Annotated in this window: 27 protein-coding genes, 1 tRNA gene and 3 pseudogenes; 11 read left to right on the top strand and 20 right to left on the bottom strand. The window is 51.9% G+C overall.

Annotated features, from left to right (window positions below):
* Positions 1–227: 227 nt before the first annotated feature.
* A complete protein-coding gene (locus tag NTD87_RS21290; protein WP_262116154.1) occupies positions 228–1,121 on the top strand; it encodes a hypothetical protein in 894 nt (297 codons plus the stop codon).
* Between the two features lie 251 nt (positions 1,122–1,372).
* Entirely contained in the window at positions 1,373–2,029 is a 657-nt protein-coding gene (locus tag NTD87_RS21285; protein ID WP_262116153.1) for a hypothetical protein, read from the top strand.
* Positions 2,030–2,124: 95 nt separating this feature from the next.
* On the opposite strand, the pseudogene NTD87_RS21280 reads toward NTD87_RS21285, so the two are convergent.
* Positions 2,125–3,190 (bottom strand): annotated as a pseudogene (locus NTD87_RS21280) (tyrosine-type recombinase/integrase).
* Between the two features lie 77 nt (positions 3,191–3,267).
* Between NTD87_RS21280 and NTD87_RS21275 the strand changes: the two are divergent.
* Positions 3,268–3,513, top strand: a pseudogene (locus NTD87_RS21275) (lysis protein); the annotation flags it as partial.
* Between the two features lie 120 nt (positions 3,514–3,633).
* Here NTD87_RS21275 and NTD87_RS21270 read toward each other — a convergent pair.
* The 6 genes and pseudogenes from NTD87_RS21270 to NTD87_RS21245 form a co-directional block, all read right to left on the bottom strand.
* Positions 3,634–3,921 carry a hypothetical protein gene (locus NTD87_RS21270; protein ID WP_262116152.1) on the bottom strand — a complete coding sequence of 96 codons (288 nt, stop codon included), beginning with the start codon at positions 3,919–3,921 and terminating at the stop codon, positions 3,634–3,636.
* A complete protein-coding gene (locus NTD87_RS21265) occupies positions 3,918–4,631 on the bottom strand; it encodes a peptidoglycan recognition family protein (RefSeq protein ID WP_262116151.1) in 714 nt (237 codons plus the stop codon). Before NTD87_RS21265 ends, NTD87_RS21270 begins: the two co-directional genes overlap by 4 nt.
* A 6-nt stretch (positions 4,632–4,637) precedes the next feature.
* The gene (locus NTD87_RS21260; RefSeq protein WP_262116150.1) at positions 4,638–5,171 is read right to left on the bottom strand and encodes a PAAR domain-containing protein; all 534 of its coding nucleotides are present in this window, start codon (positions 5,169–5,171) and stop codon (positions 4,638–4,640) included.
* Between the two features lie 829 nt (positions 5,172–6,000).
* A complete protein-coding gene (locus NTD87_RS21255) occupies positions 6,001–6,414 on the bottom strand; it encodes a hypothetical protein (protein WP_262116149.1) in 414 nt (137 codons plus the stop codon).
* Positions 6,415–6,604: 190 nt separating this feature from the next.
* A complete protein-coding gene (locus tag NTD87_RS21250) occupies positions 6,605–6,973 on the bottom strand; it encodes a hypothetical protein (protein ID WP_262116148.1) in 369 nt (122 codons plus the stop codon).
* A gap of 122 nt (positions 6,974–7,095) precedes the next feature.
* A pseudogene (locus NTD87_RS21245) lies at positions 7,096–7,305 on the bottom strand (hypothetical protein).
* 544 nt (positions 7,306–7,849) lie between these two features.
* Between NTD87_RS21245 and NTD87_RS21240 the strand changes: the two are divergent.
* Positions 7,850–8,038, top strand: coding sequence for a DUF1737 domain-containing protein (locus NTD87_RS21240; protein ID WP_262116372.1), 189 nt, complete (start codon positions 7,850–7,852; stop codon positions 8,036–8,038).
* A gap of 115 nt (positions 8,039–8,153) precedes the next feature.
* Here NTD87_RS21240 and NTD87_RS21235 read toward each other — a convergent pair whose 3' ends face one another.
* The 8 genes from NTD87_RS21235 to NTD87_RS21200 all read right to left on the bottom strand — a co-directional run bounded on the left by NTD87_RS21235 (position 8,154) and on the right by NTD87_RS21200 (position 16,530).
* Positions 8,154–9,599, bottom strand: coding sequence for a heavy metal sensor histidine kinase (locus tag NTD87_RS21235; protein WP_262116147.1), 1,446 nt, complete (start codon positions 9,597–9,599; stop codon positions 8,154–8,156).
* Positions 9,596–10,267, bottom strand: coding sequence for a heavy metal response regulator transcription factor (locus NTD87_RS21230; protein ID WP_262116146.1), 672 nt, complete (start codon positions 10,265–10,267; stop codon positions 9,596–9,598). Before NTD87_RS21230 ends, NTD87_RS21235 begins: the two co-directional genes overlap by 4 nt.
* Positions 10,268–10,413: 146 nt before the next feature.
* Complete coding sequence (locus NTD87_RS21225) at positions 10,414–10,668, bottom strand: DUF2790 domain-containing protein (protein ID WP_262116145.1); 255 nt, start codon at positions 10,666–10,668, stop codon at positions 10,414–10,416.
* A 185-nt stretch (positions 10,669–10,853) separates the two neighbouring features.
* Complete coding sequence (locus NTD87_RS21220) at positions 10,854–11,651, bottom strand: alpha/beta fold hydrolase (protein ID WP_262116144.1); 798 nt, start codon at positions 11,649–11,651, stop codon at positions 10,854–10,856.
* Positions 11,652–11,751: 100 nt separating this feature from the next.
* Positions 11,752–12,027, bottom strand: coding sequence for a hypothetical protein (locus tag NTD87_RS21215; protein ID WP_262116143.1), 276 nt, complete (start codon positions 12,025–12,027; stop codon positions 11,752–11,754).
* A 199-nt stretch (positions 12,028–12,226) separates the two neighbouring features.
* Complete coding sequence (locus NTD87_RS21210) at positions 12,227–12,556, bottom strand: hypothetical protein (RefSeq protein ID WP_262116142.1); 330 nt, start codon at positions 12,554–12,556, stop codon at positions 12,227–12,229.
* Between the two features lie 335 nt (positions 12,557–12,891).
* Positions 12,892–14,322 carry a GGDEF domain-containing protein gene (locus tag NTD87_RS21205; RefSeq protein WP_262116141.1) on the bottom strand — a complete coding sequence of 477 codons (1,431 nt, stop codon included), beginning with the start codon at positions 14,320–14,322 and terminating at the stop codon, positions 12,892–12,894.
* Between the two features lie 378 nt (positions 14,323–14,700).
* Positions 14,701–16,530: a hypothetical protein gene (locus tag NTD87_RS21200; RefSeq protein WP_262116140.1), complete on the bottom strand. Its 1,830-nt coding sequence runs from the start codon at positions 16,528–16,530 to the stop codon at positions 14,701–14,703.
* Between the two features lie 733 nt (positions 16,531–17,263).
* On the opposite strand from NTD87_RS21200, the gene NTD87_RS21195 reads away from it, so the two are divergent.
* Both NTD87_RS21195 and NTD87_RS21185 read left to right on the top strand, forming a co-directional pair.
* Positions 17,264–17,350: transfer RNA gene (locus NTD87_RS21195), tRNA-Leu, on the top strand.
* A gap of 460 nt (positions 17,351–17,810) precedes the next feature.
* On the top strand, positions 17,811–18,074 hold the full coding sequence (locus NTD87_RS21185) for a hypothetical protein (protein WP_262116139.1): 264 nt from the start codon (positions 17,811–17,813) through the stop codon (positions 18,072–18,074).
* A gap of 729 nt (positions 18,075–18,803) precedes the next feature.
* Here NTD87_RS21185 and NTD87_RS21180 read toward each other — a convergent pair.
* Positions 18,804–19,031, bottom strand: coding sequence for a DUF6555 family protein (locus NTD87_RS21180; protein ID WP_262116138.1), 228 nt, complete (start codon positions 19,029–19,031; stop codon positions 18,804–18,806).
* Between the two features lie 320 nt (positions 19,032–19,351).
* On the opposite strand from NTD87_RS21180, the gene NTD87_RS21175 reads away from it, so the two are divergent.
* A complete protein-coding gene (locus NTD87_RS21175; protein ID WP_262116137.1) occupies positions 19,352–19,540 on the top strand; it encodes a hypothetical protein in 189 nt (62 codons plus the stop codon).
* An 8-nt stretch (positions 19,541–19,548) separates the two neighbouring features.
* Here the strand turns inward: NTD87_RS21175 and NTD87_RS21170 are convergent, their stop codons facing one another.
* Complete coding sequence (locus NTD87_RS21170; protein ID WP_262116136.1) at positions 19,549–20,079, bottom strand: GNAT family N-acetyltransferase; 531 nt, start codon at positions 20,077–20,079, stop codon at positions 19,549–19,551.
* Positions 20,080–20,238: 159 nt separating this feature from the next.
* Here NTD87_RS21170 and NTD87_RS21165 point away from each other — a divergent pair, with 159 nt between their 5' ends.
* Together NTD87_RS21165 and NTD87_RS21160 are read left to right on the top strand one after the other, a co-directional pair.
* Positions 20,239–20,574, top strand: a complete 336-nt coding sequence (locus NTD87_RS21165; protein WP_262116135.1) for a hypothetical protein — start codon at positions 20,239–20,241, stop codon at positions 20,572–20,574.
* 10 nt (positions 20,575–20,584) lie between these two features.
* Positions 20,585–21,100 carry a hypothetical protein gene (locus tag NTD87_RS21160; protein ID WP_262116134.1) on the top strand — a complete coding sequence of 172 codons (516 nt, stop codon included), beginning with the start codon at positions 20,585–20,587 and terminating at the stop codon, positions 21,098–21,100.
* A 51-nt stretch (positions 21,101–21,151) separates the two neighbouring features.
* Here NTD87_RS21160 and NTD87_RS21155 read toward each other — a convergent pair whose 3' ends face one another.
* Complete coding sequence (locus NTD87_RS21155) at positions 21,152–21,433, bottom strand: DUF3761 domain-containing protein (RefSeq protein WP_262116133.1); 282 nt, start codon at positions 21,431–21,433, stop codon at positions 21,152–21,154.
* Between the two features lie 318 nt (positions 21,434–21,751).
* A complete protein-coding gene (locus NTD87_RS21150; RefSeq protein WP_262116132.1) occupies positions 21,752–22,297 on the bottom strand; it encodes a DinB family protein in 546 nt (181 codons plus the stop codon).
* Positions 22,298–23,027: 730 nt separating this feature from the next.
* Here NTD87_RS21150 and NTD87_RS21145 point away from each other — a divergent pair.
* Positions 23,028–23,663, top strand: coding sequence for a lytic polysaccharide monooxygenase auxiliary activity family 9 protein (locus tag NTD87_RS21145; protein WP_262116131.1), 636 nt, complete (start codon positions 23,028–23,030; stop codon positions 23,661–23,663).
* Positions 23,664–23,709: 46 nt separating this feature from the next.
* Entirely contained in the window at positions 23,710–25,176 is a 1,467-nt protein-coding gene (locus NTD87_RS21140; protein ID WP_262116130.1) for a glycosyl hydrolase family 18 protein, read from the top strand.
* 127 nt (positions 25,177–25,303) lie between these two features.
* On the opposite strand, the gene NTD87_RS21135 is transcribed toward NTD87_RS21140, so the two are convergent.
* Positions 25,304–25,459 carry a hypothetical protein gene (locus tag NTD87_RS21135; protein ID WP_262116129.1) on the bottom strand — a complete coding sequence of 52 codons (156 nt, stop codon included), beginning with the start codon at positions 25,457–25,459 and terminating at the stop codon, positions 25,304–25,306.
* Between the last annotated feature and the right edge of the window lie 12 nt (positions 25,460–25,471).

Raw genomic sequence — 25,471 nt, 5'->3', positions numbered from 1 at the left:
GCGTGTGTGGTGCTCAGTGGCACAAGGCTTAACTACACTCTTCAATATTTATCCATTGAGGTTGAAATTCACAGGCCGTCTGTCAGTGTTTTTTTCAAGCCGTGCATCGGCTAGGAAAAATGCTATTACGCTTGCCTTGCGTCACTTTTTATATCTTCACAACAAATTAAAGAAACGCGAAATCGTACCGATAAATAGCCTTATTAGACCTGTGAATTGTTAATGATATGAACACTCAAAAGACTACGCTCACTGAAAAAATAAGAAGCGCACTTCTGATTCCTTCGCGAAGCCAATGGGCAAAGTGGAAGCTGCTCAGTAAACTGACAGCTGTTGGTACGCTATTAGGGTTTATTGGGGTCGGTCTCACTATCTACACGCTCCTACCATCGACACCTCAAGAGCCACTTAAAAAAGCCTATGATCTAAGCGACTCGAGGCGCAAAGATTTTCTAGAACTTCTACAAATAACGCAAAGCCGGCAGTTCGATACGCTAAAAATAGGCTGTGTCGCTTGGAGCGAAAAATCTTGCTTGGCCGCCGGTAAATTTCTCATTCTTTTTAGCGAGGCTGGATGGAAGATTGAGTCGGATCGCGTGTATAAAATGGAGCCTAATATTCCTTCCGATGGAATGACGATCGCTACAAGGGGTGAGGATATAGCTAATTTGCCGAAGTTGGCTCCTCATTTGGGTCGATGGTCAAGTGTAGATCAGAGTCAAGCCATAATTTCGATGGCATTCAAATATATGGATAATCCTGTCAAATCCTCTAGCGATCCGTCCCTACCACCGAATACGCTAGGAATTTATTTCGGTCCAGAGCCATCACTAATACAAACCATTACTCGGGATCAAAAAAACGTACGAAAACCATTGATAGGTTTTCTCTCTGCTGCTAGTTCGGTTGTACAAGCCTGCTCCTTAGATCAGAACGAAAAATGTATTAGCGCACTGACTCTATGGGATTCAGAGGTGTTCAAATATCTTAGAGAACACGAGCTTGACTCAACGGCAGTAAATAAATGGCAACACCTCTCCGCAGGAACAGAAGCTTATTCTATCGAAAGCATAGAAAAGAAAAAGGACTTATTGATCAGACTTTTCTTTGGCCTTGGATAGAGTCTTGAATCAATCGACGCCCTCCAAATATGCCTCCGTATACTCGCGGCGAAAGCAAACCCCCGCCTCATCGATTAGATGTGCGTAAACGGCCGGGGTGGGTCAGTGATGTGCCTGTGTTTTGGCGTTAACTTTCTACGCGAATGGTGGGGGTTGACTATGGTACGTTATGCGACGGCAAAGCCGTATTATGTTAGTTTTAATTCCAGTGGCCGAGCATGGCACTCTGCACAAATATATAGGGGATCAACTTGCGAAAAGCCTATGTGGTAATAATATTGGCTTGTGTCGTCTACTTCGTTGGCGGCTGGATTGCTTCCAAATTCGGAATCGTGACGAGAGACGACTACTTCGCATACGCTGGTATCGTAGGCGGCCTTGCGTCAGTAGCTGGGCTGCTGGGGCTAACTCGGCCAGCAATCACACAATCGGACTTCAAGAGTGTAGAGCTCGAAACGCTGAAGTCCATCACGGCGACTGCTGAGCAGTTGCAAGAGCTTAAGTCTGCTCATGCTAAAACCGTCCAAGAGATAGATGGACTTGCGATCAAAAAGAAGGAGATGGAGCTTCTGGTCAAGAAAGCTAGTCTCGCTTTATTCCTGAAGGAACAGTATTCACATCATGAACGTCAAGTACTTGAGGAGCTCGCAAAAAACGATCATCTACAAATGGCTCTAGAAAATGCATCGAAAAGCGCTGAGAAGATTCGGGCTTTGGATGAGGAGATTTCTATCGATCCAAATGCTAGCCAGCTTCGCGAGATTATCAATACTGCATCTCTTCGCGAGCCAACCTTCGAAGAAATGCTCAACAACCTGCCGCCTGTCTCAAGATTGGTTTTCTTAAGTCTGCGCAGCATTAACCAAAGCTTTGTTGAGGCGCTTCGAATTTTCAACAATAAAATCTAATTCGGCTATATAAAGGTACACCGTTCCCAAAGGGGCTTGCTCTGGTGAAGTATAATTTTGTGCTTAGGTCGATGCAGTCACTCAGCTGCACCCTGTCATTTTGTGGGTAGTACGATTTCTCCAGCGCGGCGATAAACCTTTTTCGTCATCTCCTGCGTCGAATGACCAAGCAACCTGCTGGCATGACCAATATCGTCTATTTCGCTGGCGGCTTTTGGTCGGATGTCGCGAAATTGGAACTGGCGGATTGCGGCGGCAAGCGTTGCATCACCTTCGGCTGCTGCCTTCGTGGCTGCTTTCTCCCGGGCTTCAACCACCGATTTCTCAGCATGGCGTAACTCATTCGCAGACCGGTCTGGTTGGTGATCAGACTTGAGCTTCTGATGCCGGCCATGGCTTTGCGCTCAAGAAGGGCGTCGAGGAAGTGGCTGAGGCTCGACGCGTCCGTGCCATCGTGCAGGCGGATGCGCAGGCGTTTCTCGGTCTTGCCCTGGCCCACCATCAGGAATCCGTTGTTGAGGTCGGCGGTCGACGCTTTTAGCACGTCGGCGGGGCGCTGGCCGGTCAGGTAGGCCAGGTCCATCGCATCCTTGAGTTCGGGCGGTGCCTCTGCGTACACCGCATCCCAAACGATTTGCCCGGCGTAGAAGTCGCGGGGTGTCTCTTTGTTCCTGCGCAGGCGGGCGCAGGGGTTGGCTTTTTCGGTCAGCCCCATTCGCGGGCAAATTTGAATATGGTCGAGAGGAGGGCGATCTCGCGGTTGGCACGTACCTTCGCTGTCCTGGCGTCACGATATTGGGTAATCACTTGTGGGATGACCGCGTCGACGGGGGCTGACTTGAACGCGTTGCGTAGCTGTTTGAGGCCTTTCAAGTAGTCCTTTTGGGTGCCGGACTTCAGTCCTGGAATGACCTTTTCTTCGTAGTCGTCGAATAGCCTGCCCATCAGGTGAGCAGGCTTGGGTATGGCTTTGCGATCCAGGCGCGCCCATTCGACTTTGACCTCGTCGAGGTTACTGCCGAGTGGAATCTCCACTCGGCTACCGTCGGCGGCGCGGCCGTTGTAGTAGTAGCCCACCCAGGTGCTGCCGTTCTTTCTCTTGCGGGTGCGGCGGATCATCCGTGGCGGTAGATCCCGGTTTGCTGCTTTCTTCTGGCGCATCGTTAACACACGCGAGATAGATCAAGAGACCAGGTTTCAGACACCGCATTGGTTGCTGATGGTTTCACCCCGGCGAGCTTCAGGCGGGCGTTGCCACTGCTGATCTGCGCCTGTCAGTCCTACTCGACGCCACCGATTCAGCCAGTGGCCGCCGAGTGTCAGCCGCCACCTCAACCGGCAGCGTGGTTCATGGAACCACAAGAGCCCAACTTGACCCGGTGCATGCTCAACGAATTATCGGCACTACCGATGCCGGCGACCAAGGATTGATTGCGTTGGCGGCCTGCCAGGTCTATGCCAGAGAAATCTCAACACCGAAGTAAAAAACAGCTCCCGGGTTGGATGTGTCAACATCCAACCCGACCGCCTCATTCTTCTGTCGCTTTTTATGCTCTGGTATGACAAACGGGGCAGTCTTGTCTAGGGCGTCGAGGAAGTTAATATTACCTTTTTTTGCATTCTTCAAGCTCGTTTTGATTTTTCAATGTTGTAGTTACGCCTAACCGATACTTGCAGTACTGGATGACCAGCTGCCGCTCCGTGTCGCTTAGCTCACTCAAATTTTTGTCATCTGATTCGTACGCGAAAATATTTTCAAACTTCATTTGAAAGGTCGGGCTTTTCTTGATGAAGAATACTTTTTCCGGGTAGGCGTCTTCCATCTTTTCGTAAAAGCCGATGTAGAGGATGGCGACGAGTGTGATCGGGAAAATGATAAGCAGCGATTTCATGATGAAGGTGGTCGCAATAGTTTGGTTTTGATTCGAAGGTTTCTCACCAGCTCCATCCCAATGTTGCCAGGGCAAATCTTTCCTTCGCCGGCTTGCATGGGGAATTCACGGTGTCCGCCTAAAGTTGTCACCCTGAAAACGCTGGTCAGGGCTTGAATTAAGGTCAGTAGGGTGTCGATTTGTATGGCAGGGATTTTCTGGTCCATATTGCCATTGATGGTTTCAAGAGCCTGACGGGCAAGAGCAACCATATCGCCACCTTCTTCGGCAGTTGTCAGGTTTTCTAGCAAAACTATGCCAATTACGCCTGTGTTGTAGTTATGTACGCTTGAACCTTTGAACCGGATGTCGCGTCCTTCGAAGACTTTACCCATACAGTCGATGCCGTAGTGATAACCGATATCATCGAACTTGACCTGATGCTCGCTCTGAATCGCACGCATTTGTCCCGCGCCAGCACCACAACCTACACTTCGACCTGCATGGTGAAGTGCGATCATCGAGTAGTCCCAGTCATCGACCATTTCGCCTTTTGCTTTATGCGCTCCCCATGATGACCGTTCTACAAATTCACACCCCTTTTTGTGAAGGAGTCTGATGATTGCTTCTCTGGTAGCAGCTCTATCATTGACAGTAATGGTCGTGGGAGCTACTGGCTCACTGGGTTTGACTTCAGTCGCCTTTGCTTCAGTAGTAAATTGTTCAGCCATTTTTGATCAATCCGTGAGTTCGCTAAGCGTCCGAGCTGGAGAGGTAAATTCAATGCTCATAGAAATGGTGGCATCTTTGATGGGGGTTTTGACGTGCGCTATTCCAGCGCTATCGGTAGTGCCAATGATCTTTTTACCATTAACGGTGGCAGTGAAACTTCTTCCGGATAAAGGTTGACCGGTTTCGCTATCAACGATGCTGAAGGCGTGTCCGTAGGTTTTTTGCAGTAAAAGCGGGAGTGGGGGGGGGAACGGTGCCGGAGTATGGGAATCACCGATGATCACTGTGCCGGAGCCTCCGATCACGATGTCACCATGAGTGCCGCCGCTGCCCTGCAATGCGGCATTCTTGCCGTTGATGAAAACTGTCGAGGATAGGCCCGAAGACAAAGCACTGCCGCAGGTGCATGTGTCGCCTTGACTAGCAGCTGCAAGCCCATCGAAGAATACGTCGGGGGAGCCTGTAGCAATGGCTTTAGGACCATGTCCAGGAAGTGGGCAGATGGTAGGGTCTGTGATACGTGCGGCTGGCTTTGCCATGCTTGACTCCCTGTCAAAGAATTTACCAGGACCGACTTTATCAGACTTGCTTGGGAATAGGGCTCAGGAGGATGCGCTCGATTGGCCGCCTGAGAGCTGGTCGGGCTTCCTGGCAGTTGAAGCATTGGGAGACTGGCACTGGTGATAGAGGCTGAACAGGCGCTGATCGACTGCTTTCGATCCATTGCCGCCTGCCGTGAAAGGCTGCACTCGACCCAATGCAGTCGCTCAATAGCAGTCTACAAAACTAGGGGCGATTCAGGTCGCCAGTTTGGCCGATATGTCACTAGTAATTTCAGTCTGCACAGCTACCAGCTTTTTTACCTTGTGAAGAGCGACAAATCTAAGAGCAGTCCGGGGCAATTCACAGTGCGCTCGTGATTGCCGCCCTACTGATTGCGGCTTTTAATTGTCACATAGAAGATCAAAAAGATAGATGCAGCGTGTTCAATGAAAAATACAATAAAGAAAAAATTGTCAGCTGTTGGGTGCGATATAGAAGTGATTAATGTGTAGACATTCATCTGTCCGAGTATCACTACGAAAACGCTCGTAATAGATACGATTCCACCTAAAAATCTTTTCAGGTAATTGTCACGAAATCGCCGCAATGAACTCAGATACCAAAGCAAAACTCCCCACTCAACAAAGGCAAATGGTAGGATTGCCAACCTTCCGAGTAATAAATGTTCGCTTCCGTGGATCATTTTCAACACCTCAACCTTGAGGACTAACTTCGCCAGCTATCACCAAGGCTAGAAATCGACCCAAAGCTGCCACTCATGAACCGGCTCTATTACTTGGATGTAGCAAATTGCACCACGATAAATCATGCTCCGCGGATATTTAGAATTATAAATAGTGATAATAATGATACAAGAATGGTTGTCACTATTGCATAGCAAAAGCTAAATCCGATTTTTATGGGTAATATTTCATCGGCTGCGACTTGATATCCGACATACCCATTTGTCAATGCAGATGTTACGACTCCGACTACCAAAATAGAAGACGTCTTGTAGCTTGGATTAAGTGCGGGGATGAGAGTTACATATGCACCACTTGTCAAAATGGTGAATATGACAACAACCTTTATAGCTGAAATAATGTTATGTTTCGTTGCGGTCATGTTTACGCCCTTCTGATAGTGGATTGTAAACAAGACTATTCCGCTAGTCCCGCATTTTGCATCTGGCTTTTTGAGTCTAGCACCGTGATCGGAATAACCAGTTCCGATATCCACATTGCTGTCCTTTGGCTCAACTCGAATTCGCCCCGGCTGAACAGGGGAAGGCGCCCCTCTCAGTCAGGGTGCGTTTCGAAGCGCTTGTTGAATGACCGCTATTGGCCGTTCTCTGTCTGCCACGAGCGGCTAAAACCGACCCAAAGCAAACATTTCAGCTTCTTGATCAGCAGGCAGTCTCCCACCAATCCTAAAATCTTGACGGCGGTTCATTTCCAGCTTTGATTTGTGAAAAGACATTGTCTGGATCTACCTGGCACCAATATCTGAACAGAAGGCGAGGTTCGTTATCCCCAAAATACTGACTCAGGATGGTTTCGGCAGGGATTACCAATTTAGGTTCTGCCCATTGCTGCGCTAAAACACCAATCTGTTTTCCAGACGAACAAATAATCCACGTCGCCTTGCCGCCACTGATGCCAGGCAGGTAGCCCATGCCTTGTATCGCTTCGAACAAAGTGCGCAGTGTCACTGCTGGATCAAGACTGATCGATGTCCTATGACTTTCCAGGTCATCCCCTGCATGCACGCTGTCTCGATCAATTCCAATGACAAACATGGATGCTCCTTATTAGCGATATGCGGTTACTAAATTGACCAGCGTAGGGATAGCAGCGGCTTTCTGTCTACAGTCCGCTTTCGGCCGATGGTCGTCATTGTGGCGACGATCTGAAGCAGGCGTCACTCCGGTGTCATAAGCACCGCGAGCGTCATCTTGATGAGTTCTTCATTCCGGTCGATCGTGTCCAGAGCGCCGCGCACGTTGTCGGCTACATCTGCCGATCCGCGCATCTCCACTCAGTTCGAAAGTTCGATGATGGCCGCCTCGAGGGCGAGCTGATTTTCGTTGATCTTGAATAGCAGGGAAGGGAGCAGGTCTGAATTTGGCATCGTAATCCTCCGTGGTGATTTCAGCGTAGCAGCATGAAGTCTTGAAGGAGCAGAGAGGCTTTTGGGTCGGTAGTAGACCTGGGATATCGCAAAAAACCGTTCCGCAACCCAAAACTGGGCCCTTGAAGGACGTGGGGTGCAGGTCGTTGAAAATCAGTAGCTTGCGGAACGCATGTCATACTAACTTATTGATCTACTTGTCTTTGTTGGGGGATTGCAAATCCACCTACGCCGGTTCGATTCCGACCTCGGCCTCCACTCTTAAAAACCCCGTAGCTCAACGAGTTACGGGGTTTTTTATTGCCTGCGGGAAAGCAAGGTGTTCTGCAACGGTCTTGGAGAGGCAACACCTGCGCGGTAAGCCATCGAATGTTGCGGGGCCTTGATTCAAAGCAGTGAGGGTTGTGGCTCAGCCCGCCGGCTGAGTTTTTCGTATCTGGCCTGCGACGCTATAGTCCGAACAAGCAGCGGTCGGTGAAGTGGTATGCCTCGAGATCATCGTGCATGCTATGTTTTATTTTCTTTCTTCGACGGGGCGCATCAAATGCAGAGTTTACCTCCTGATGGCTTGCCAATTTATCGGCTACTTACAGGCAAAGATGACGCTTCGTTCTGTCATCGCGTATCTGAAGCGCTCGCGCTGGGCTACCAGCTTTATGGTTCGCCATCTGCAACATTCAACGGTTCGCACGTGGTGGTAGCTCAGGCGGTCATCTGGAACCAGGGTAAATAGGACTCCTTCCTGACGTGAAAAAGCCCAGTCTCGTGCTGGGCTTTTTGCTTTTGGCGTCTCTTGTGACGGAGCTTGCTGTCGAAGTTCGATGAAGATCAACCGGGGGAGGGGCGTTTCACGACGATGCTGGGGCGAGGGGGTCTGGGCCGGTTTGAAAGCCGGCCTGACGCTCTTGCTGATCCTGCATGGGGAAAAACAGCTCGAAACAGGTCACGCCATTCTCGCTGGTGACGCTGTAGCGGCCACTATGCAGCTGCATGATAGTGGCTACGATCGAAAGCCCCAGGCCATTGGACAGGGCGGAGCGCTCGCGTGATTGATCAACGCGGTAGAAACGCTCGAATAATCTTGGAAGGTGTTCCGCCGGGATGGTTGTTCCGTAGTTGCGCACGCGCAGATTGATGCCATCCTCGGACGGCGTGGCCTGGATCAACAGTTCGGAATGAGGTGCACCATATTTTATCGCATTGGCACACAGGTTAGCCAAGGCGCGGCGTAGCAGCGTTGGCTCGGCCCAGATAAGGCCGTCGCCCTCCGTGCGGATGGTGATATCGACGTCCGCGGCCAGACCTTCAAAGTAATCGGCTACGCGTTCCAGCTCGTCGGCGGCGTCCAGTTCCTGGCGCTGATCACGAGCGCTACCGGGGTCAGTACGAGCGAGGAACAGCATGTTGTCGAGCATGCGTGTCAGGCGTTCGAGTTCTTCGACATTGGAGGCGAGCAACTGCTGGTAATGTTCCATGCTGCGGTTCTGCTGCATGGCGACCTGGGTTTCACCCAGCAAGTTGTTGATGGGCGTGCGTAGTTCGTGGGCCATGTCAGTCGAGACCTGGCTCAGTTGCGCAAAACCCTTGGCGAGTCGCTCAAGCATGGTGTTGAAAGAGTCGATCATCGGGAGCAACTCCTTCGGGGCGCCTCGGCCGTCGAGTCGCTCTGTCAGATTGCCAATACCGATACCGTGGGCTTGATGCGCCAGGCGTCTGAGGGGCAACAAACCGCGGTGAACCATTAGATATCCAGCCAGCGCCAGGACAATGGCCGCGAGACCTGCGAGGAGGTATACGCTGAGACGATAGCTGGCGAGCACTGCGGTTCGTTCGGTCATCAGGCAGCCAATGGTCATTTTCAGCTTGCCCGAGTCGATACTCGCGGAGATGGCCGCGAACGGGGTACCGTTCACGGCGGGTAGATGCTGTACATCGGTCAGTGCCAGGGAATGGTCCATTGCCACGGGAGTGAGGTCGGGAATATCGATATCTCTGGGATTGACCTGTAGTAAAGGGGCTTCCCCTGAAATGCCAACAGTGAGTACGTACTCGCGATTGCCCAGCATGTTCTGAAACAGCACAGGTTTGGTCCTGATCAGTTCCAGCGTATTGCTGCCATTGAGAAAATTACGCAGCTGATCTACGCGGTAGACCAGGGTGGACTCGTCGCGTTGTATCAGTTCGCGTTCAAGCTCGCGGTACAGTGCGACGCCGGTGGTTGCCAGCAGGGCGAAGGCCAGCAAGGCAAACACCACAGCCAGGCGCAGCGTCAGGGAGTAATGGCGATGGTTCATGGTTGCGTATCAAAGCGGTAGCCAATGCCCCGCACACTGTGGATCAGCTTCAGCTGGAAAGGGTCGTCGATTTTCAGGCGCAGGCGTCGCACAGCCACGTCCACCACGTTGGTGTCGCTGTCAAAGTTCATGTCCCAGACCCGGGAGGCGATCAGTGAACGAGACAGCACCTGATCCTGATGCGTGGCGAGCAGGTGCAACAATGCAAACTCCTTGTTTGTCAGCGTCACTCGCACGCCGGCCCGGGTGACGCGGCGTTTGATTACATCAATCTGCAGGTCGGCGATCTGCAGTTGGTCTTCTTCCCGGGTCGGACCTCGGCGGGTCAGGGTGCGCAGGCGCGCGACCAGCTCGGCGAAAGAAAAGGGTTTGATCAGGTAGTCGTCGGCCCCTAACTCCAGGCCTTTGATTCGGTCGGCGATGTCATCCCGCGCGGTCAGGAACAGTACCGGCGTGTCAGCTTCCTTGCGCAGGCGGCGCAGTACTTCCCAGCCGTCCATCTTCGGCATCATCACATCCAGCACGATGACGTCGAAAGGCGTTTCCAGGGCCTGGTGTAAACCATCAACGCCATCGCGGGCCAAGCTGACGGAGTATCCCTGCTCCTGCAGACCATTGAGTAAGTAATTGCCCGCCTTGGGTTCGTCTTCCACTACAAGGATGTTCATGAGAATTACCTTGGTACAGTTTCGGTATTCGATCCACAAAAAACGGACCTGAAAGCCGAGAGCAGGCTACACGCAAGTTTAGCCCAATGATCAGGTTGTGTTGCGTATTGCCTGCTCTCGGACAGCCATGTGCATAAAGCATTCCATCAGTTTTCGTTCGTGCAACGTCCTTGAACCTGATAGTCCAGCACATGTTCCCGTCCCTGATGATCCATGTAATCGAGACGGGCCGGAATTACGCCACATTGGTCCGAGATGTCAGTCATGGATTTGACTTTCGCAACGTCCAGGCGAATGAAGAAACCGGTCTTGTCGTGGATCACCGCCGAGGTGTCGGTGGTATCGGCGAAGGCTGAACCGGTGGCGAGGAGGGCGGCGAATCCGAGTATGAACAGTTTCATGGCAGTATCTCCCTGTCTAAGGTGGGCTGCCTGTTGTTTGGCAGTGAGTTCACAGTAACAAGGCAACTCCAACAGCCGACGAACAGCACAATGACAAAGTTGTAATGCAATCTTGTCCGAGGCTAAGGCTGATGTGCTCCAGCGGCATGTCGCTGAGGTGATCAAGTCTGTTTTGCAGTGCTGGATTAATCAGCATGGGTATGCAGGAAACTCTCGATCATCTTGGCAAAGTAGGGTGGGCATTCCTGCATGGGATAGTGTCCACAGTTCGGTATCGTCAGCACCTGCGTATTCGGGTGCCAGGCAAGAAAGGTCTGCTGCATGGCGTCCTTTCCCAACCCTGGATCCTTGTCTCCCACCAGTACCAGGAAGGGTGTTTCGAGTCCGCGAACATCCTCGACGAAATGGGTCCTTGTGAGCATGTCAAGGTAAGCCCGGCGACAACCGGGGGCGACGCGTTCCCGGTTCTGGCGCAGTTTTACGTCAGCCCAGGTGTCCGAGAGGCCTCCTGTCACGAACTTGACCAGTCGACGGAGTGCTTCGTCGTTGTTGCAGGTACTGGCAAAGAAGCTCAAGGCCTCACCTTCAAGGCGATTGCCTGCCGCGGAAACAGGGCATACGGCTATCGCGCTCTTTACACGGGAAGGTGCGTTGGCGGCTATACGCTGCGTTGCCATGCCGGTCATGGAGTGTCCCAGCAGATGAAAACGCTGCCAGCCCAACTGGTCAACGAGCCTGAGGCAGTCGTCGGCGATTTCGTCGATGGTGTAGCTGCCTGTCAGGTGGATGGATTTTCCATACCCACGCAGATCCACGAAGGTGTAGGTGAACGCGGCTGTGTCGAGATAGGGCATCACGGCGCTGTAGTTCGTATGATCACCAAGCCAGTCATGCATGACCAGCACACACTCCGGCCCGTTTCCATATTTCGTGTAGCCCAGGCCAGTACTGGGTGCTGGCTGCGAGGAGGGGAGGCTATTCATTTCACGGTGTTCCTTTTTTTGGGAGGGAAGCCCAAAAAAAACGCCCTCCCGGGAAGCCGGGAGGGCGTTTTGAAGTGCCACAATCGTATTGCCATTACCCTCAATTGTCAAAAGGATACAAGGAGGAAATTGATGGCGGCAGGTCAGGTCTGGAAAGGTCGCCGCTTTGCATTTTGCAAGTGAGGAGGGGCTCAGAGTCCATAATGAAGGTGGGGAGGGCATCGTAGTCCATCTTGTCGAGCCACTTGCTGTAGTCCTCTTCCAGCATGACCGGCATTCGCTCCATGCCCTGAGCAGGGATATTTCCCGGGCCTATAAGGCCGGTGAAAAAGGTTATTAGACGTGCAGAAGCTGCTTTGTTAAAAAAACAGTGCATGGCTGCTATCTGCGTGCCACTGCACCTCCATTTGGTTAAATGGAAATCGCCCAACATTGAGTTGGGCAACGATCAATGAGTCTGATTGCCGATACAGGGATAAGTAGCTGCGACTTTGGCCAACTGCTCGCGCACCAACGCATTGGGCTCATTGATCCCCTTTCTCCTCCGACGCCCTGCCGATGACTGAGCCGAACAGTCAGGAGATGGTTGGAATTTTGTCGATAAACGCTATTCGCTCACCATTGTAGAAAATTTCAACCGTTGTGTAGTGAGGCGAGTCTGGATGCATGACCCTGGAGAACCTGGCTTGCGCGCAGCTCATTTGTTGAATCCAGTTTCCTGGGCGCTGGATCAAGTGCAGATCCAGCATGAGTGATGCCGTGTTACGACCCTGCAGGGCTCGCATGGTCAGATAGGCCTCGACTCCCGGATTGGCAACATCAACATCTCCGACGACATGAAAGTCGCCCGGCTTCGGTGGCATCGTGTTCAGCCATGCATGCCAGTTTTTGGAGCTGATAGTCATTTTTCTATTCCTAGAGAAATGAAACACGAAGCTTGAGGTGCTGCAGTTCCGTATGGCGCTTCGGATGCCATCGAATTCAATGCCTGACGCCCAATCCTTTCGCGTATCCATATCCAGGCGAGGCGCTGTGGTCGAATGAACGCTGTAAGGGCGTATTCCACCATGCGACCCGGTGTCTCATGTTTTAAGGTGTAGACGAGGAAAGGGCTACAGTTCCTCGGCTTGGACGAACGGTAGTCACTTGCTACAGGACAAGGAAGAATCATGCTGATTTTGATAGCGGCCGTGGCGGTGCGGGCCTGAGATTTCCGATGCCCGGACATGAAAATGTAGGGTCATGGCAGAGGCTGGAGGCTGGTTTTGATGGTGGTGACCACACGGTTTCGGCCTTGGTGTTTTGCGTGATACAAGCGTTGATCGGCTACCTGCAAAATTGCCTCGATGGTGTCGCCGTCGCGGTTAGATTGCGATACGCCAATGCTCACTGTGACCACGGTTAACCACTGCAGGCCGCTATTAAAAGAAGTATTTGCGACGGTGGTTCGCAGGCGCTCAGCGATTACGCGGGCACCTTCAAGGGACGTCTGAGGTAGCAGTATCATGAATTCTTCCCCGCCCACTCGGGCTACGCCGTCATATGGCCGGATCGAATCGAGGCATTTCTGCACGAACCCCTTCAGGATGTCATCGCCAACCTGATGCCCGAAGCGATCATTGATGGACTTGAAATTGTCCAGATCAAGTGCCAGCACGGAGAACGGTGCACCACCGCGCTTGGTCCGGCCAATTTCGGTTTCGACCCGCTCCATGAATCGACGCCGATTATCAGCCCCTGTCAGTGGATCGGTTGCCGCGAGGTGCCCGAGTTCTTGATTGGTGCGCTGAAGCTCCATCAGGGCGCTCTCGGTGTACGCCATCGACTCGGCAAGACGCACCATCAGCTCCTCTTGGCTGTAAATCGTCGAGAACGAGTGCGTGGTGAGGAACGCTTGCACTACCCCATAGCTCAACAGGAAGAATCCAGCGGCGAAGATCGCATGAGCCAGCCACCACATGTGGTTCCACGGACGTGCAAGGATGAATGCTAGAGATGACAACGCGAACGCGGTGACCGAGATGATAAAAATCACCATCAGCGGCGAACGGATACGGCGCAGCAGGAGCATTGCCACGTTCAATGTTGAAAAAACGAGGGCACCGCCTTCCAGCGAGAGGCGCACGGCGGGAGTGCTGGCGATCGGCGAATACGCAACGTATGCCACTGCCAGGTCAACCAGCAGGAACAGTCCTATCCAGGTCAACCACGGGCGGGGCTTCATTCGTTGGTCCGCGGCATCAGGTGGGCGGTGGTACGACAGCATTCCGACTAACAGCAGAATCGCCATGACCAGTCGAGAGGCCGGTCCATAAAGCAGGAAGAGCCAGATATTGTGGTGTGCAAGCCCAGTGAACGCACCATGCAACGTGTAGATCAGTACAAAACCGAGAAAGCCAAGCGTCATCCATCGCAGCAGCGGCTCTCCCGAAACCTGATAGCAGCGCCACGTTACGTAAGTAACAAACAAACCTTCCAGGGTGGCTGCCGAGATCGCAATTATATGGAACGCGTGGTCCTCGAATAAAAGGGTGGGGTCCTGAAAAAAGTATAAGTAGCCAATCAGATAGGCTGGAATAAACGCAAATCCTGCGAGCAGCAAGCAGGCATAAACCTTGATGATGAGACGGATGGCTTTGGGTGGCTCGCCGGTGGCGATGATAGTGCTCATGGTTCCCTCCAAGTCTTCCATGGTTTTGGTTCCTGTGGAAATTTATAGCCTAGTCGAGCAATGGCTGAGCTGCTGAGGTTAAAAAACAGGTGAGGGCGATGCGACTAGCGGAGGGCGCAGGATCACTCCGGTGCCATCAGCACCGCTAGTGTCATTTTGATGAGCTCTTCATTTCGGTCGATGGTGCCCCCCGCAGCCCACGAGGGCTGTAGGCTGTCAAAAAATGCTGGATTGTGGAACGGATGTAGTACTAACTTATTGAAATACATAATTTTATAGTTGGATTGCAAATCCACCTGCGCCGGCTCGATTCCGACCTCGGTCTCTACTTTTGAAAACCCCGTAGATCAATGATCTACGGGGTTTTTCCTCGATTTTTTACGTTAATACAGCTGCGGCTTTGAATACTGCTGTAGTGCCAGCCAGTCCTGAAGTAGTGCACTTCCACCGATCCGGGACACCGGCAGCGGTAGCAATGTTTTCAATGACATGCCCTTGAGTGTAATAAAATCCGTCAGTAGGCACAGCAGAAGCCGTGTGGGCAGATACAGACTGAAGCAAGAATTCAGCACCCGCCACATAAGGTTGTATGCGCAGGAAGGTGGCTATACCACCAACGGGGATAGTAATGTCCCGTCCTGTGCCAGTTATCATGTTACTGCCCGCAGCACTCTTAATAGTGACAGGGCCGGTAGTTGCTCGAAGTACTAAAGTTTGTCCTGGCAGCAAATTGCTGGATATATGGGACAATCGTACAGTGCGATCAGCATTAGGGGCTATTGTCCCAAAGCGATGTGTGCCCATATCAATGTTGCCGCTAGCGTCCATGGCAGGCGATTTTTGTGGCAAGGCAGGTAGTACGGTAGGTCCAGTAGCATCAGTACGCAGGCAACCCCACCAGTTAATACCATTGCATTCGTTGGCCCCGGAAGACGTATTGGAAACCAAGTGATCATAAGACCCTTCTACGACGTTACCCGGACCCCAATCAATCTGGCCTTTAGCGCCTAAAGTCACAATATAACCTGTTCCGGGCAATCCACCTGCTGTGGTGCCAATACCGGCATTGGCAAAATGGTTATTAGACAGACTAATACTACCGTCGCCTACCATGGTCACTGCTTGTGCCAGGGTCTCGTACCAGCAACCATCAGATGTAATATTACGCGCAGGGCCATTGACCCAAAGACCCTTCTGCGATCCCTGAAACGAGAAGCCATCACTAAAAATAATATTGTGACCGGCTCGAGTGGCATTACCTACGCCAGAAACATCCGAAGTACTCTCACCATTGATACCTTGATACGCAGTGGTTGAAGGATCAGGGTCGACAGCCACTTTGACCGAGTACAGCGCACGCTTGACAACCGCGGAGCTGATGCTTTTACCGTGGCCGCCGCGTACTGAAATTTGCCCATGCTGCCCAGTAAACAACCAAGGCTCACCCCCATCCTGTACTTCAACTTGAACACCAGAAAAATTAATCCACTGGTGTGGTCGCTTAGAGTTGGCTTGAGTATAACCGCCGCGAGACCAGATGCCTTTTTTGAAGTTCCAAAAACACACATCGATCAGATTTGAGTGCCAGAAGCCGCCCTCTACATAGCTGGCGTCGTACTGTGCATGGCAGTAGAAACCCCATTGGTTTGGGTTAACCGCAGGTGTCCCGTATACATAAGACGGCGATCCGCAAAATGTAATACCACTGATGTGCGCACCCTGTACCACTCCAGGCGCCAGTTCCAGCATGCCATAGGGCTTGCCATTGGCAGGGTCAAAAGGCAGTGCGGGGAGGAAGGTATTAGCAGAGCCCATCCCTTGAAGCGGCGTGCCACTGTAGTGAATGATTCGGGTAACCGGATAAATTCCGGCAGTAAAACTTACGCCATAACCTCCATAGGCTGCTTTGGCCATGGACCGAGCTTCCGCCTGTGCACCAGCAATGGCCGGAGTCCAATCCCATGTAGTCGGGTCGGACGGGCTAGGCTTATTGGTAATCAGATTGACGAATTCCCAAACGCTGATCCAGGTAGTGCCTAATGATGCGGCGACAGTGCCCATGTTAAGAGACGCCATAGGTGCCCGAGTCCAGCCAACTAAAGCAGCATCTACGCTAGTAGCATTGGCCACGTGTACTGTTCCGGCGTTCGTTACTTTATTGATGGCGGATAGTGTATCTACTGCTTGAGCTAAAGTATCGTTAGGCATAAACACTCCATGTTGTTAAGTGCAGCAATTTAATCAGGCGGTCAGTACGTACGACCGCCAAATCTCATGATTCCATTTAATCCAGTATGCCCAATCGGCAATACTGGCGGTACCAAAACGGTGTGAGTCTTTTTGTTAACGGTGTAGCAAATGAAGGCTCAGTACCCGGCGCGGTGGTGCTGACTATAGGTCGTTTCTGCCAAGCAAAAATACCGGTAGCGCTTATCCAGCGCACCTGCAGGTCTTGCGGTGATCAGCAGTGACGCATTTGCGTTCTTCGACGGCGCGGGCACAGGCATTATCATGGGGGCGTCGGTGACATCGCGGCAGAGCCGGGTCAGTCGTCGGGCACAAAGATGAGTGCCATTGCCACCACCAGGTAGTCGCGCAACACCCCATCTCCGAGAGCCGCAGCTCGCAAGCCTTTAAAAATCAGTTGGTTGCGGAGCTGGCCTCATGCTAGGCTTTTGAAACACGTAGCTTTGTAGGTAGATTTCAAATCCACCTACGCCGGTTCGATACTGACCTCGGCCGCTACTATAAATAGCTCCGCAGATCACTGATTTACGGAGCTTTTTATTTGCGGTACACAGCAAGATTTTGTCTTGAATTTGACGTCAATGAACTTGCTTAGACGGGAAGGGCTGTATATATTCCTCCCCCTGTCGCATCAGCATCAAAAAGGGTTGATCGTTAATAATTCGATCGTTCCTGAATGCTTCACCGCGCTACCGCCCGAATGGCGAAACTGGTAGACGCATGGGACTTAAAATCCCCCGTTCGTAAGGACGTGCCGGTTCGATTCCGGCTTCGGGCACCATAAATATCAAGGGCTTGCGTGAGATACCTCATGCAGGCCCTTAACTTTTTTTTCCGCAATCAAAAAATCTTTTCCGCAATCCGTCGCTTTCGGTCATTTCGTCGGGGTTACTTTCATGCCTTTGCGCATACGAATGTACTGCTCTGTCATACCGACCGTGGTATGTCCCAATTGATCGTGGGCTTCGCGTATGTTGCCTTTCGATTCTTCCTTACGCCGGCATGAGTTCGGCTTCGAAAAACGCACCCGCCATCGAGCGGGTTTATTTTTGCCTGGAAAAAAGTAATGACTGTCAGGTTGTGAATTGTTCAGAATTGCGCGGGGGACGCGGCGTTACGGAGCGCGTAAGGTTTCCCGGTTCGCCCTGCCAGGTGCTTCAGGAAACATGCTGAGTGGCCGCAGCTGGTTAGGGTGAACTCTTCCTCTTGCGCAGCGCTTTGGATGTCAGGGGTGTCGGCGGATGACCGAAGCTGATGCGGCGCTTACCGGTGTAGCCGCACTGGGTGCAGCCGGCGTTGCCGCAATTGTAACCACCCTCACACCCGCAGCTGCAGCCCGAACAATCGATGGTGCAGGTTCCGATATCCTCGACTTCACCCTCTTCGGTAATCGAGTAGTTCCGGCGTCGGTCCAGGCGCAAGCCGGTGATCTTCTCGGCGTCCTTTGGGCTTGCGGTTTTTTGTGGGCATGGGGATGTCCTTGGCCGGTGATCGGCTACAGTTGATAGGTCATCGAGATGGAGATCGAATATGAAGTGCTTAATCTGTCAGGCTGCCGCTAGGACTGTTCACGCAATTGGAGACTGGTCAGAGGTCAAATGCTCAGCCGGTTGTGGACATTTCAGGGTCTCAGCGAACCTTGTTGCGAAGATGACGTTAAAGAACGAATTCTTCGACGTCGAACGCACAAGGCGATGGCTTGATATGTCTCGGAATGATGAGTCAGTGCCGTTGATATCGACCTACGATTACAACGTTTCCTTACTGCATCGCGACGCTGAAGAGAGATTTGCCAGCCTGCCAAATCGTTCTAGGCAGTCGGTAACTTCAGATTAGATAGAGGTTCTCGCTTCGATCTGGTGAAGTGCCTGCTGCACCGCGGTGATGACCAGCTTCGTAACCGTCGAGCGCTTAATGCTCAGTGGCAGGGTGATTTGGTTTTCTGTGGGTTATATGGGGATTTCCTATGCCGGGTCATGCCTGGGCGGTTCGTTGCGGGCCTCGCGAGGCGGGGCACCAGCCAGGGCGGCCTTCTGGAATACTTGGGCACTGATAAACCGGTATTGCAGCGCTACGACGAAACACCAGCCGCCGCGCACTCGCCTCGATGCTTTCGCGGTGGCGCGAGACGGATTGGCGGAACTGGCGCAGAAGGGGGGCTGATTTGTGATGGTCTTTGGTGGGGAGGGGAAGACCGCACACAAACACAGGTCTCACAATCGTGATGGGCTTTTTCAAACAGCCTCGTTCCAGCGAACTTTTGTAATCCCCATAAACTCTGCTTTCAACTGAGCAACATCCCGTGGTGTGTCGGGTGCTATTCGATCGAGCAAGCTTTCCGTGGCGTGCTGTGCTGCCAGGCGGATGGCTTCGCAGTCCGAAAGGTTTGAGGCAAGTATATAGAAGTGCCTATTCTCACCCTCGAAAAGGTAGTGAATCGAAAAAGGTATTTGAATGGTCATTGGAGCCTCTTGGCCGAAGCCATACCCAGATGGGTTTTATCCATGCGCATGGAATTCAGAGAGGTCTGCCGGAAGATATGGCCGAGAGAAATGAGGGCGCCTGAACCAGTGGTATAAGCTGTATTCATGGTGGTAGTTAACTTGTGACCAGCGGTCCGGCCTTTCGTACACGTTGTTATACCTCGCGCGCTTCCAATGCGCACTTACTCAACGCCTTGGCATTCGCTGGGGCTTTTTCAATTCTGGAGTATCAAGTGGCTGAACCAGCATCTACAGCTGCGGCTGCGCTCGATTGCCAAGCCTGCTGATCCATTCAGCCGATGAGTAACGTCTCACGCATCCGCCACGAAATGCCGGTAAGCATTGATATCGCGCAGGCACTGGCGGTGCTTTACCAAGCTCTGGTGAAGGCAATCAGCGCAGCACGTGAAGCCGGGCTACCTCGAGGATTTTTCGTCGCGCTGCTGCATGGGCAAGCGCACAGCGAGACAGCCAGGATGGTGGGCTGATTTGTGCGTCAATCAGAGCGATTCGGTCTCTCTATCTTGTAGAGCAGGTACTCTTGAATGCGATCGGTGAGCTGTTTAGTGGCGCGATGGGAGAGGCACCCGCCGATTTTTTCCATGGCTCGCTGAGATCGAATGTTCTGACTATCAACGTGAAACCAAACGGTGTCCACCATTTGAAATGCATGAGTCAGCATTAAATGTTTCAACTCTTTATTAGTCCCGCCTCCCCATTTGTCGCGGGCCAGGAAGGTATATCCGATAGCTACTTCTCGTTTTTTTTCATCGAACTCGTAGTAGCGAGAGGAGCCAATCACCTGGTTGTTACTGCGGTCGATAACGATAAGTGCGCTCTTTGAAGCAAGTGCCTCGTTAAACCACTCGCGAAAAACGGGTTCTTGATAGCGCATTGGACTTGGATGCTGAACCCAAATCAGGGGATCGGATGCGACGCTGTACAGCGATTCGAAGTCATCAGCTGCTAGTGGGCGCAGCTCTAGCGACTCACCAATAGTTGACGGGGAGACTGGTAGCGATTGCATTTTTTTCCCTTTGCCCTGGATAGTTGGTTTGCCCGTTCACTGTCACGTTGGTGCACTCATCGGCTTGATTACCTTAACAGGCATTTACGCAATTTCAATTCACCGTCGGCCGCAGTTGTCGCTACCGGCACTTCACTGTTTCAAGCCCAAGGTGAGAGCGTGAACCGACCGTACCCACCGAAAGACCTTGGCTTATTTAATAAAGGCGACGATCACCCAATTAGCCCCGCTCCCGCGCCTGATTTCGCCGACTGGCTCTTCTCCACGATCTTCGCTCCGGATGGTGAGCTGCACACGATAAGCGCGATCATGAACAGCCAGCCATACATCGTCTGTTCAGCCTTTGAAATCCGTTTCGCCATTTTCCTTGTCCCTGTGAATGGTCGATTGATAGCCGAAAGCTACTACTTCAGATGGACAGGGCGTTACTGGGGATTCGTACAGGCGGGATGGCGCTATCGCAGGATAGTGGTAAATTGCCGCTATCCACATTGAGCGATGCGAATTGATCAAATACAAAGCACTAAATCTATCAGGGTTTCTCGCCGTACTCTGCATGGGGCTATGTCTGCTCAGCTCACCCGCATTGCTGCGCCCATCCGATTCAAACTTTGGCCTTGAAGGAAAGACAGTCGAGAATTTCAAGGGCACTTTTGTTCACGCTGAGTTTATCAAAGGAGGGGGTGTGAAACTCCTGACGAAGAACCCGGAAACGGGGCGCTACCAGGCATTTTATATCGGGGGTATGAGCAATTTTACCAACAGAGACGGCCTGGTCAGCGGGCGAAACATCGAACTGACTCATCTTGAGAAAAGCGTGCTGACGTGCCAGATCAACGGCGTTCTGTTGTGCACTGCGCGTTGTTCGAGCGCTACCAGTTGCATCGAGTTGGAACGGTCGAATTCAGATGCGAGCGCCAAATTCACCTTGGTTATGTTGTTTGTATTCGCTGTTTTCTTCGCCGTGCTGTCCTGGGTGCAACACCTACGCGGTAAGCCATCGGTTGTTGCAAGACCTTGATTCAACAGCAATGAGAGTTGTAGCCCGTCCCACCGCTGGGCTTTTTCGTATCTACAGCCAAGCCATCACGCCACCATGCCGTGAGCACGTGCCGCGTCGGTGCTGGCTAAAACTGTAGGAGTTGTCGCGACACTTGGCGGTTGCGCCCTCCGGTACACGATCTGATTTTGTATGGGCGGGGCTGTGTACGGTTTTTCCGTCGCTATTTATGTACGAGCCATGCTCGATCAGCTGCGACTCGTCAGGGGTTACTGCTTGAGGATCGGTATCAGACTTTGCGAAAACGGGCTGAAAGATCAAGCAGGCAGTAAGAGCCAGGTAGGCCAGTTTCATTTGGCGACCAGTCCTTGGTGTGTGTGGGAAGAGTCTAGCGTAGTGCTGGGCTTTTTCGTTTCAGGGATTGATACCGGCTGAGGGGCATCTCTTGCACGATGCTTCCTTGCGGCGTGGCGAATAGCGTTTTTCGACCTTATGGGTAGTTCGTTTCCTTCAATTGACCATCACTGTGCAGGTCTTGCCTTGAACTGGCGTTATGTCCTGGTTGATGGATAGCGGGCTCCCGGCATAGGGGCCGCCTCGGGCCGATTGCTGGCGTTCGGGATTCGCTGACCCGATGAGGCGTGAGAAAACCCAGACTAGCGTCGGGCTTTTCTACAATATGTGCGACTCGGATGGAATGAGGACGACCAGATCCGTATCGCCTACGTCGACACCAGATTGTGAAAGCAAGGTAGTAACTTGTCCGCGGTGATGCGTCTGGTGGTTGAAAAAATGCATGACCAGACCATAAAAGCTCTTATCAGCGGGTACTCCCTTCATGCTTGTGTAATTGAGGGTGTGGTCTAAATCGGGTTCTGTAATGGCGAGGGCCCATTCGATGATTATCCGATCGAGCCACTCTCGATGTACTGAAAGCTCTCGAATATTAGAGAACAACAATTGATCGAGGCTTTTCGGATCAGGAAGCTGCCGCAGCGACTCCAGTGCCGAGTGGTTCGCTGGATGCTTGGCAAATCGCTTTAGCCACACTGTGTCTCCGGCGGTCACGTGGTTCAACGTCCCGAGAATCGAGCCAAAGAATGCTTTTTTGTCGGCTGAGAGTTCTTCATCAGACAGGCTCCTGGCCGCCTCATAAACCTTTGCATTCATCCACTCGTTATAGGTTGCCATCAGACGGATATGGCTGGTGCGGCTCATTGTGTTCATCCTTTTAGTGAATACTTGATAAGCGATCCACACTCATCTCAAAGCTCAGTCTAGTGCCGGGCTTTCTCGTTTCCGAGCCCCCAATGCTACAGTCTCGCCAAATCTCAACGAGGGAACGACATGAAATTGATTGTAGGAGCTTTGACTGTGGCGATGCTGGGGGATGTTCGACTTCGGCTGTGTCCTTCAGCGAAGCATCAACGGACGATAAAAATTTATTCGCTGATGCCGAAGCTTTCGAAATAGAAGTTTTGAGTTATGTTGGCCGCAGACTGGACACTCCGGTGTCTTGATGAACTCTTCGTTCGGATCGATTTTGTTCGCGAATTAAAGTTATGTTGCTCCTTGGTTTATATGTCAAATGGTTATAGATGATTACCGGGTTTGGTAGTGGCAGATTATGGTGAGGTGTACTACATATCTGTTTCTCTGGAACGGGGCGGTTGAACAGGCGCGAGCGTCAGTCGATTTTGATGGGGGTTAATGTTTCAAAATGTGTGGTGGGAAGTCCTGTGTTTGTTAGTCTCGGGTAGAAAAGCAGTGTCATCTTCCGGTTGTTTTTAGTGGAGGAGGTGAAGCGGTGGGTGTTGGAAAAAATTGGTTTTTTGTGTTTTTTTACTTTTGTAGTCCTATCTATTTTTTATGGTGGACAATCCAAGGTGTTGCGCTAGCCTAAGAGTTCTCCCAAGAGGGAGATTAATAAATCAAAGGAGTGAATGTAATGAACAAGCCAGAATCCAAGCCTGAGCTGAAACATGGTCATGTAATTTCCCCTCCTAGCCGTACTGCGATTGCTACACAGGAAGGACTTATCCTTGACTGGCAAGCTAATGAAATGGAAGGCGGGAAGAACTTCCCGTCCTTAACGGCTGGCCCATTCCCTAAACCTTATGAGACTGATGTCGCGAGCCTGGTACCGCCGGCTGATGGATATATTCTCAGCGGTGGCAGGACCGATGACCGTGATTGCGTTAACTTCACCAACGAAGAAATGAGCCAAAAGCTAAATCGCCCATTTACCTGGCCTCTATTGAATGTCGATCCGGGCCAGACGTTCAATGTCAAATGGGTATACACCATGCCTCACGTGACTCGGGGGTATAGCTGGTTTATTACCAAGGATGGCTGGGACCCGAAAAAGCGTATTAGCCGCGCTCAGCTTGAGCCAAAGCCCTTCTTTGATGATTTTTATACTCAGGTTCCATACTACGAGCACACCACCGAATTGAAGGCGAAAGTTGAACATGAAGTGAAACTGCCAAAGGGCAAAAAAGGCCATCATGTCATTGTCTTGCTTTGGGTTGTTGCTGATACCGGTAATGCGTTCTATCAGGCGTTTGACGTGAACTTTAAATAACGATGGGCCATGTACGGCCCTAGCACAGTTCTGAAGGAATAGAACAATGTCTAAGATTGATTTTACATTGCTAAAATCTAAAGTAAGCGATTCAGCATCTTCGATGCCTAGCATTGCCAATAAAAAAATTCTGATGGGTTTCTGGCATAACTGGCCAGCCGGCCACGGTGACGGCTATAAAGGTGGGCAGTTCGCCAATCTGGATTTGGTGGATGTACCCAAGGACTACAACGTTGTTGCTGTGGCCTTCATGAAAGGCCAGGGCATTCCTACCTTTAAACCCTATAACCTCTCTGATGACGAGTTTCGCCGTCAGGTGGGCGTGCTGAACAGCCAGGGAAGGGCTGTGTTGATTTCGTTGGGCGGTGCTGACGCTCATATCGAGTTGCACAAAGGAGATGAACAACCACTGGCGAATGAAATCATTCGTTTGGTTGAGGTCTATGGTTTCGATGGACTGGATATCGACCTCGAGCAAAACGCCATTGATTTTGCTGACAACAAGACGGTGCTGCCTGCCGCCTTGAAGCTGGTGAAGGATCACTATAGGGGCGAAGGGAAGCATTTCATCATCAGCATGGCGCCCGAGTTTCCCTACCTCAGGGTTGGCGGCAAGTACGTTGGTTACATTCAGGCGCTCGAGGGATACTACGACTTCATCGCGCCTCAGTACTACAACCAGGGTGGCGACGGGATCTGGGTTCAGGAAGCCAATGGCGGTCAAGGTGCCTGGATTGCTCAGAACAATGACGCGATGAAAGAGGATTTCCTCTACTACCTGACCGAAAGCCTGGTAACGGGTACTCGGGATTACATCGCCATTCCCGCGGACAAATTTGTCATTGGCTTACCGGCCAACAATGACGCCGGGGCCAATGGCTATGTGATTGACCCTGCTGCGGTGGTGAATGCTTTCAAGCGTCTCGATGCTGCCGGCCACTCCATCAAAGGACTGATGACCTGGTCGATCAACTGGGACGATGGCACTAGCCGGGACAATGTTTCCTACAACTGGGAGTTCTACAATCGTTACGCCCCGTTGATTCACGGTGAACCTGGTATTGGTGATCGGCCAACGGCTCCTGCAAACCTGTCTGCCAAGGGCGTGACCGAAATCAGCGTGACCTTGAGTTGGGGGGCTTCAGCCGGTCCTCGTCCGATCGAGAAGTACACGCTGTACCGCAATGGGACTCCAATTGGCCATACCGCGGCTTTAACGCTGAAAGACTCAGGTCTAACGTCGAACACGCAGTACAGCTACTTTGTCACGGCAACAGACTCTTCGGGAAAAGAGTCGCTGCCGAGCCAGAGCTTGAGCGTTCGAACCGCTGGAGACGTCACCGATCCAGAGTTCCCCGAGTGGCAGTTGAACTACCGGTATCGCAAGGAGGATGGTGTGACGTACGAAGGCAATAAGTACCTGTGCCTGCAAGAGCACACATCGAACTCAGGCTGGACCCCACCAGTCGCCTTTACCCTTTGGTCGAAGGTTGCGATCAAGCGGCGCGCGTAAAGCGGTATGTGAAGCCCGGCAGAAATGTCGGGCTTTTCTTTGCCTTTAGGAAAGGTGATTTACAAAAAAAACTTGGGAGTCAGGATCTTGTGGAGTCGGTTTCATGAGGGAAGGCAAATGAAGAGACTTATCTGCTTTGTGGTGGACGCTCAGAGGAAGATACGTCCTGGTGCGTTAAGCGCTCTGATTTTTCTTTTCTGTGGTTTTTGATATCGAGATAGGCGCCTACGACGATCAGTGCTAGAAAGAAAACTACGCCTGCGATGATTTGAAAAGTAGTCATGGTGTCCCCCTA

The organism is Pseudomonas sp. 6D_7.1_Bac1 (assembly GCF_025465945.1).
Taxonomy (GTDB): Bacteria; Pseudomonadota; Gammaproteobacteria; order Pseudomonadales; family Pseudomonadaceae; genus Aquipseudomonas.
The sequence above is the reverse complement of the archived record's forward strand: the minus strand, read 5'-3'. Positions and strand labels throughout refer to the sequence as shown.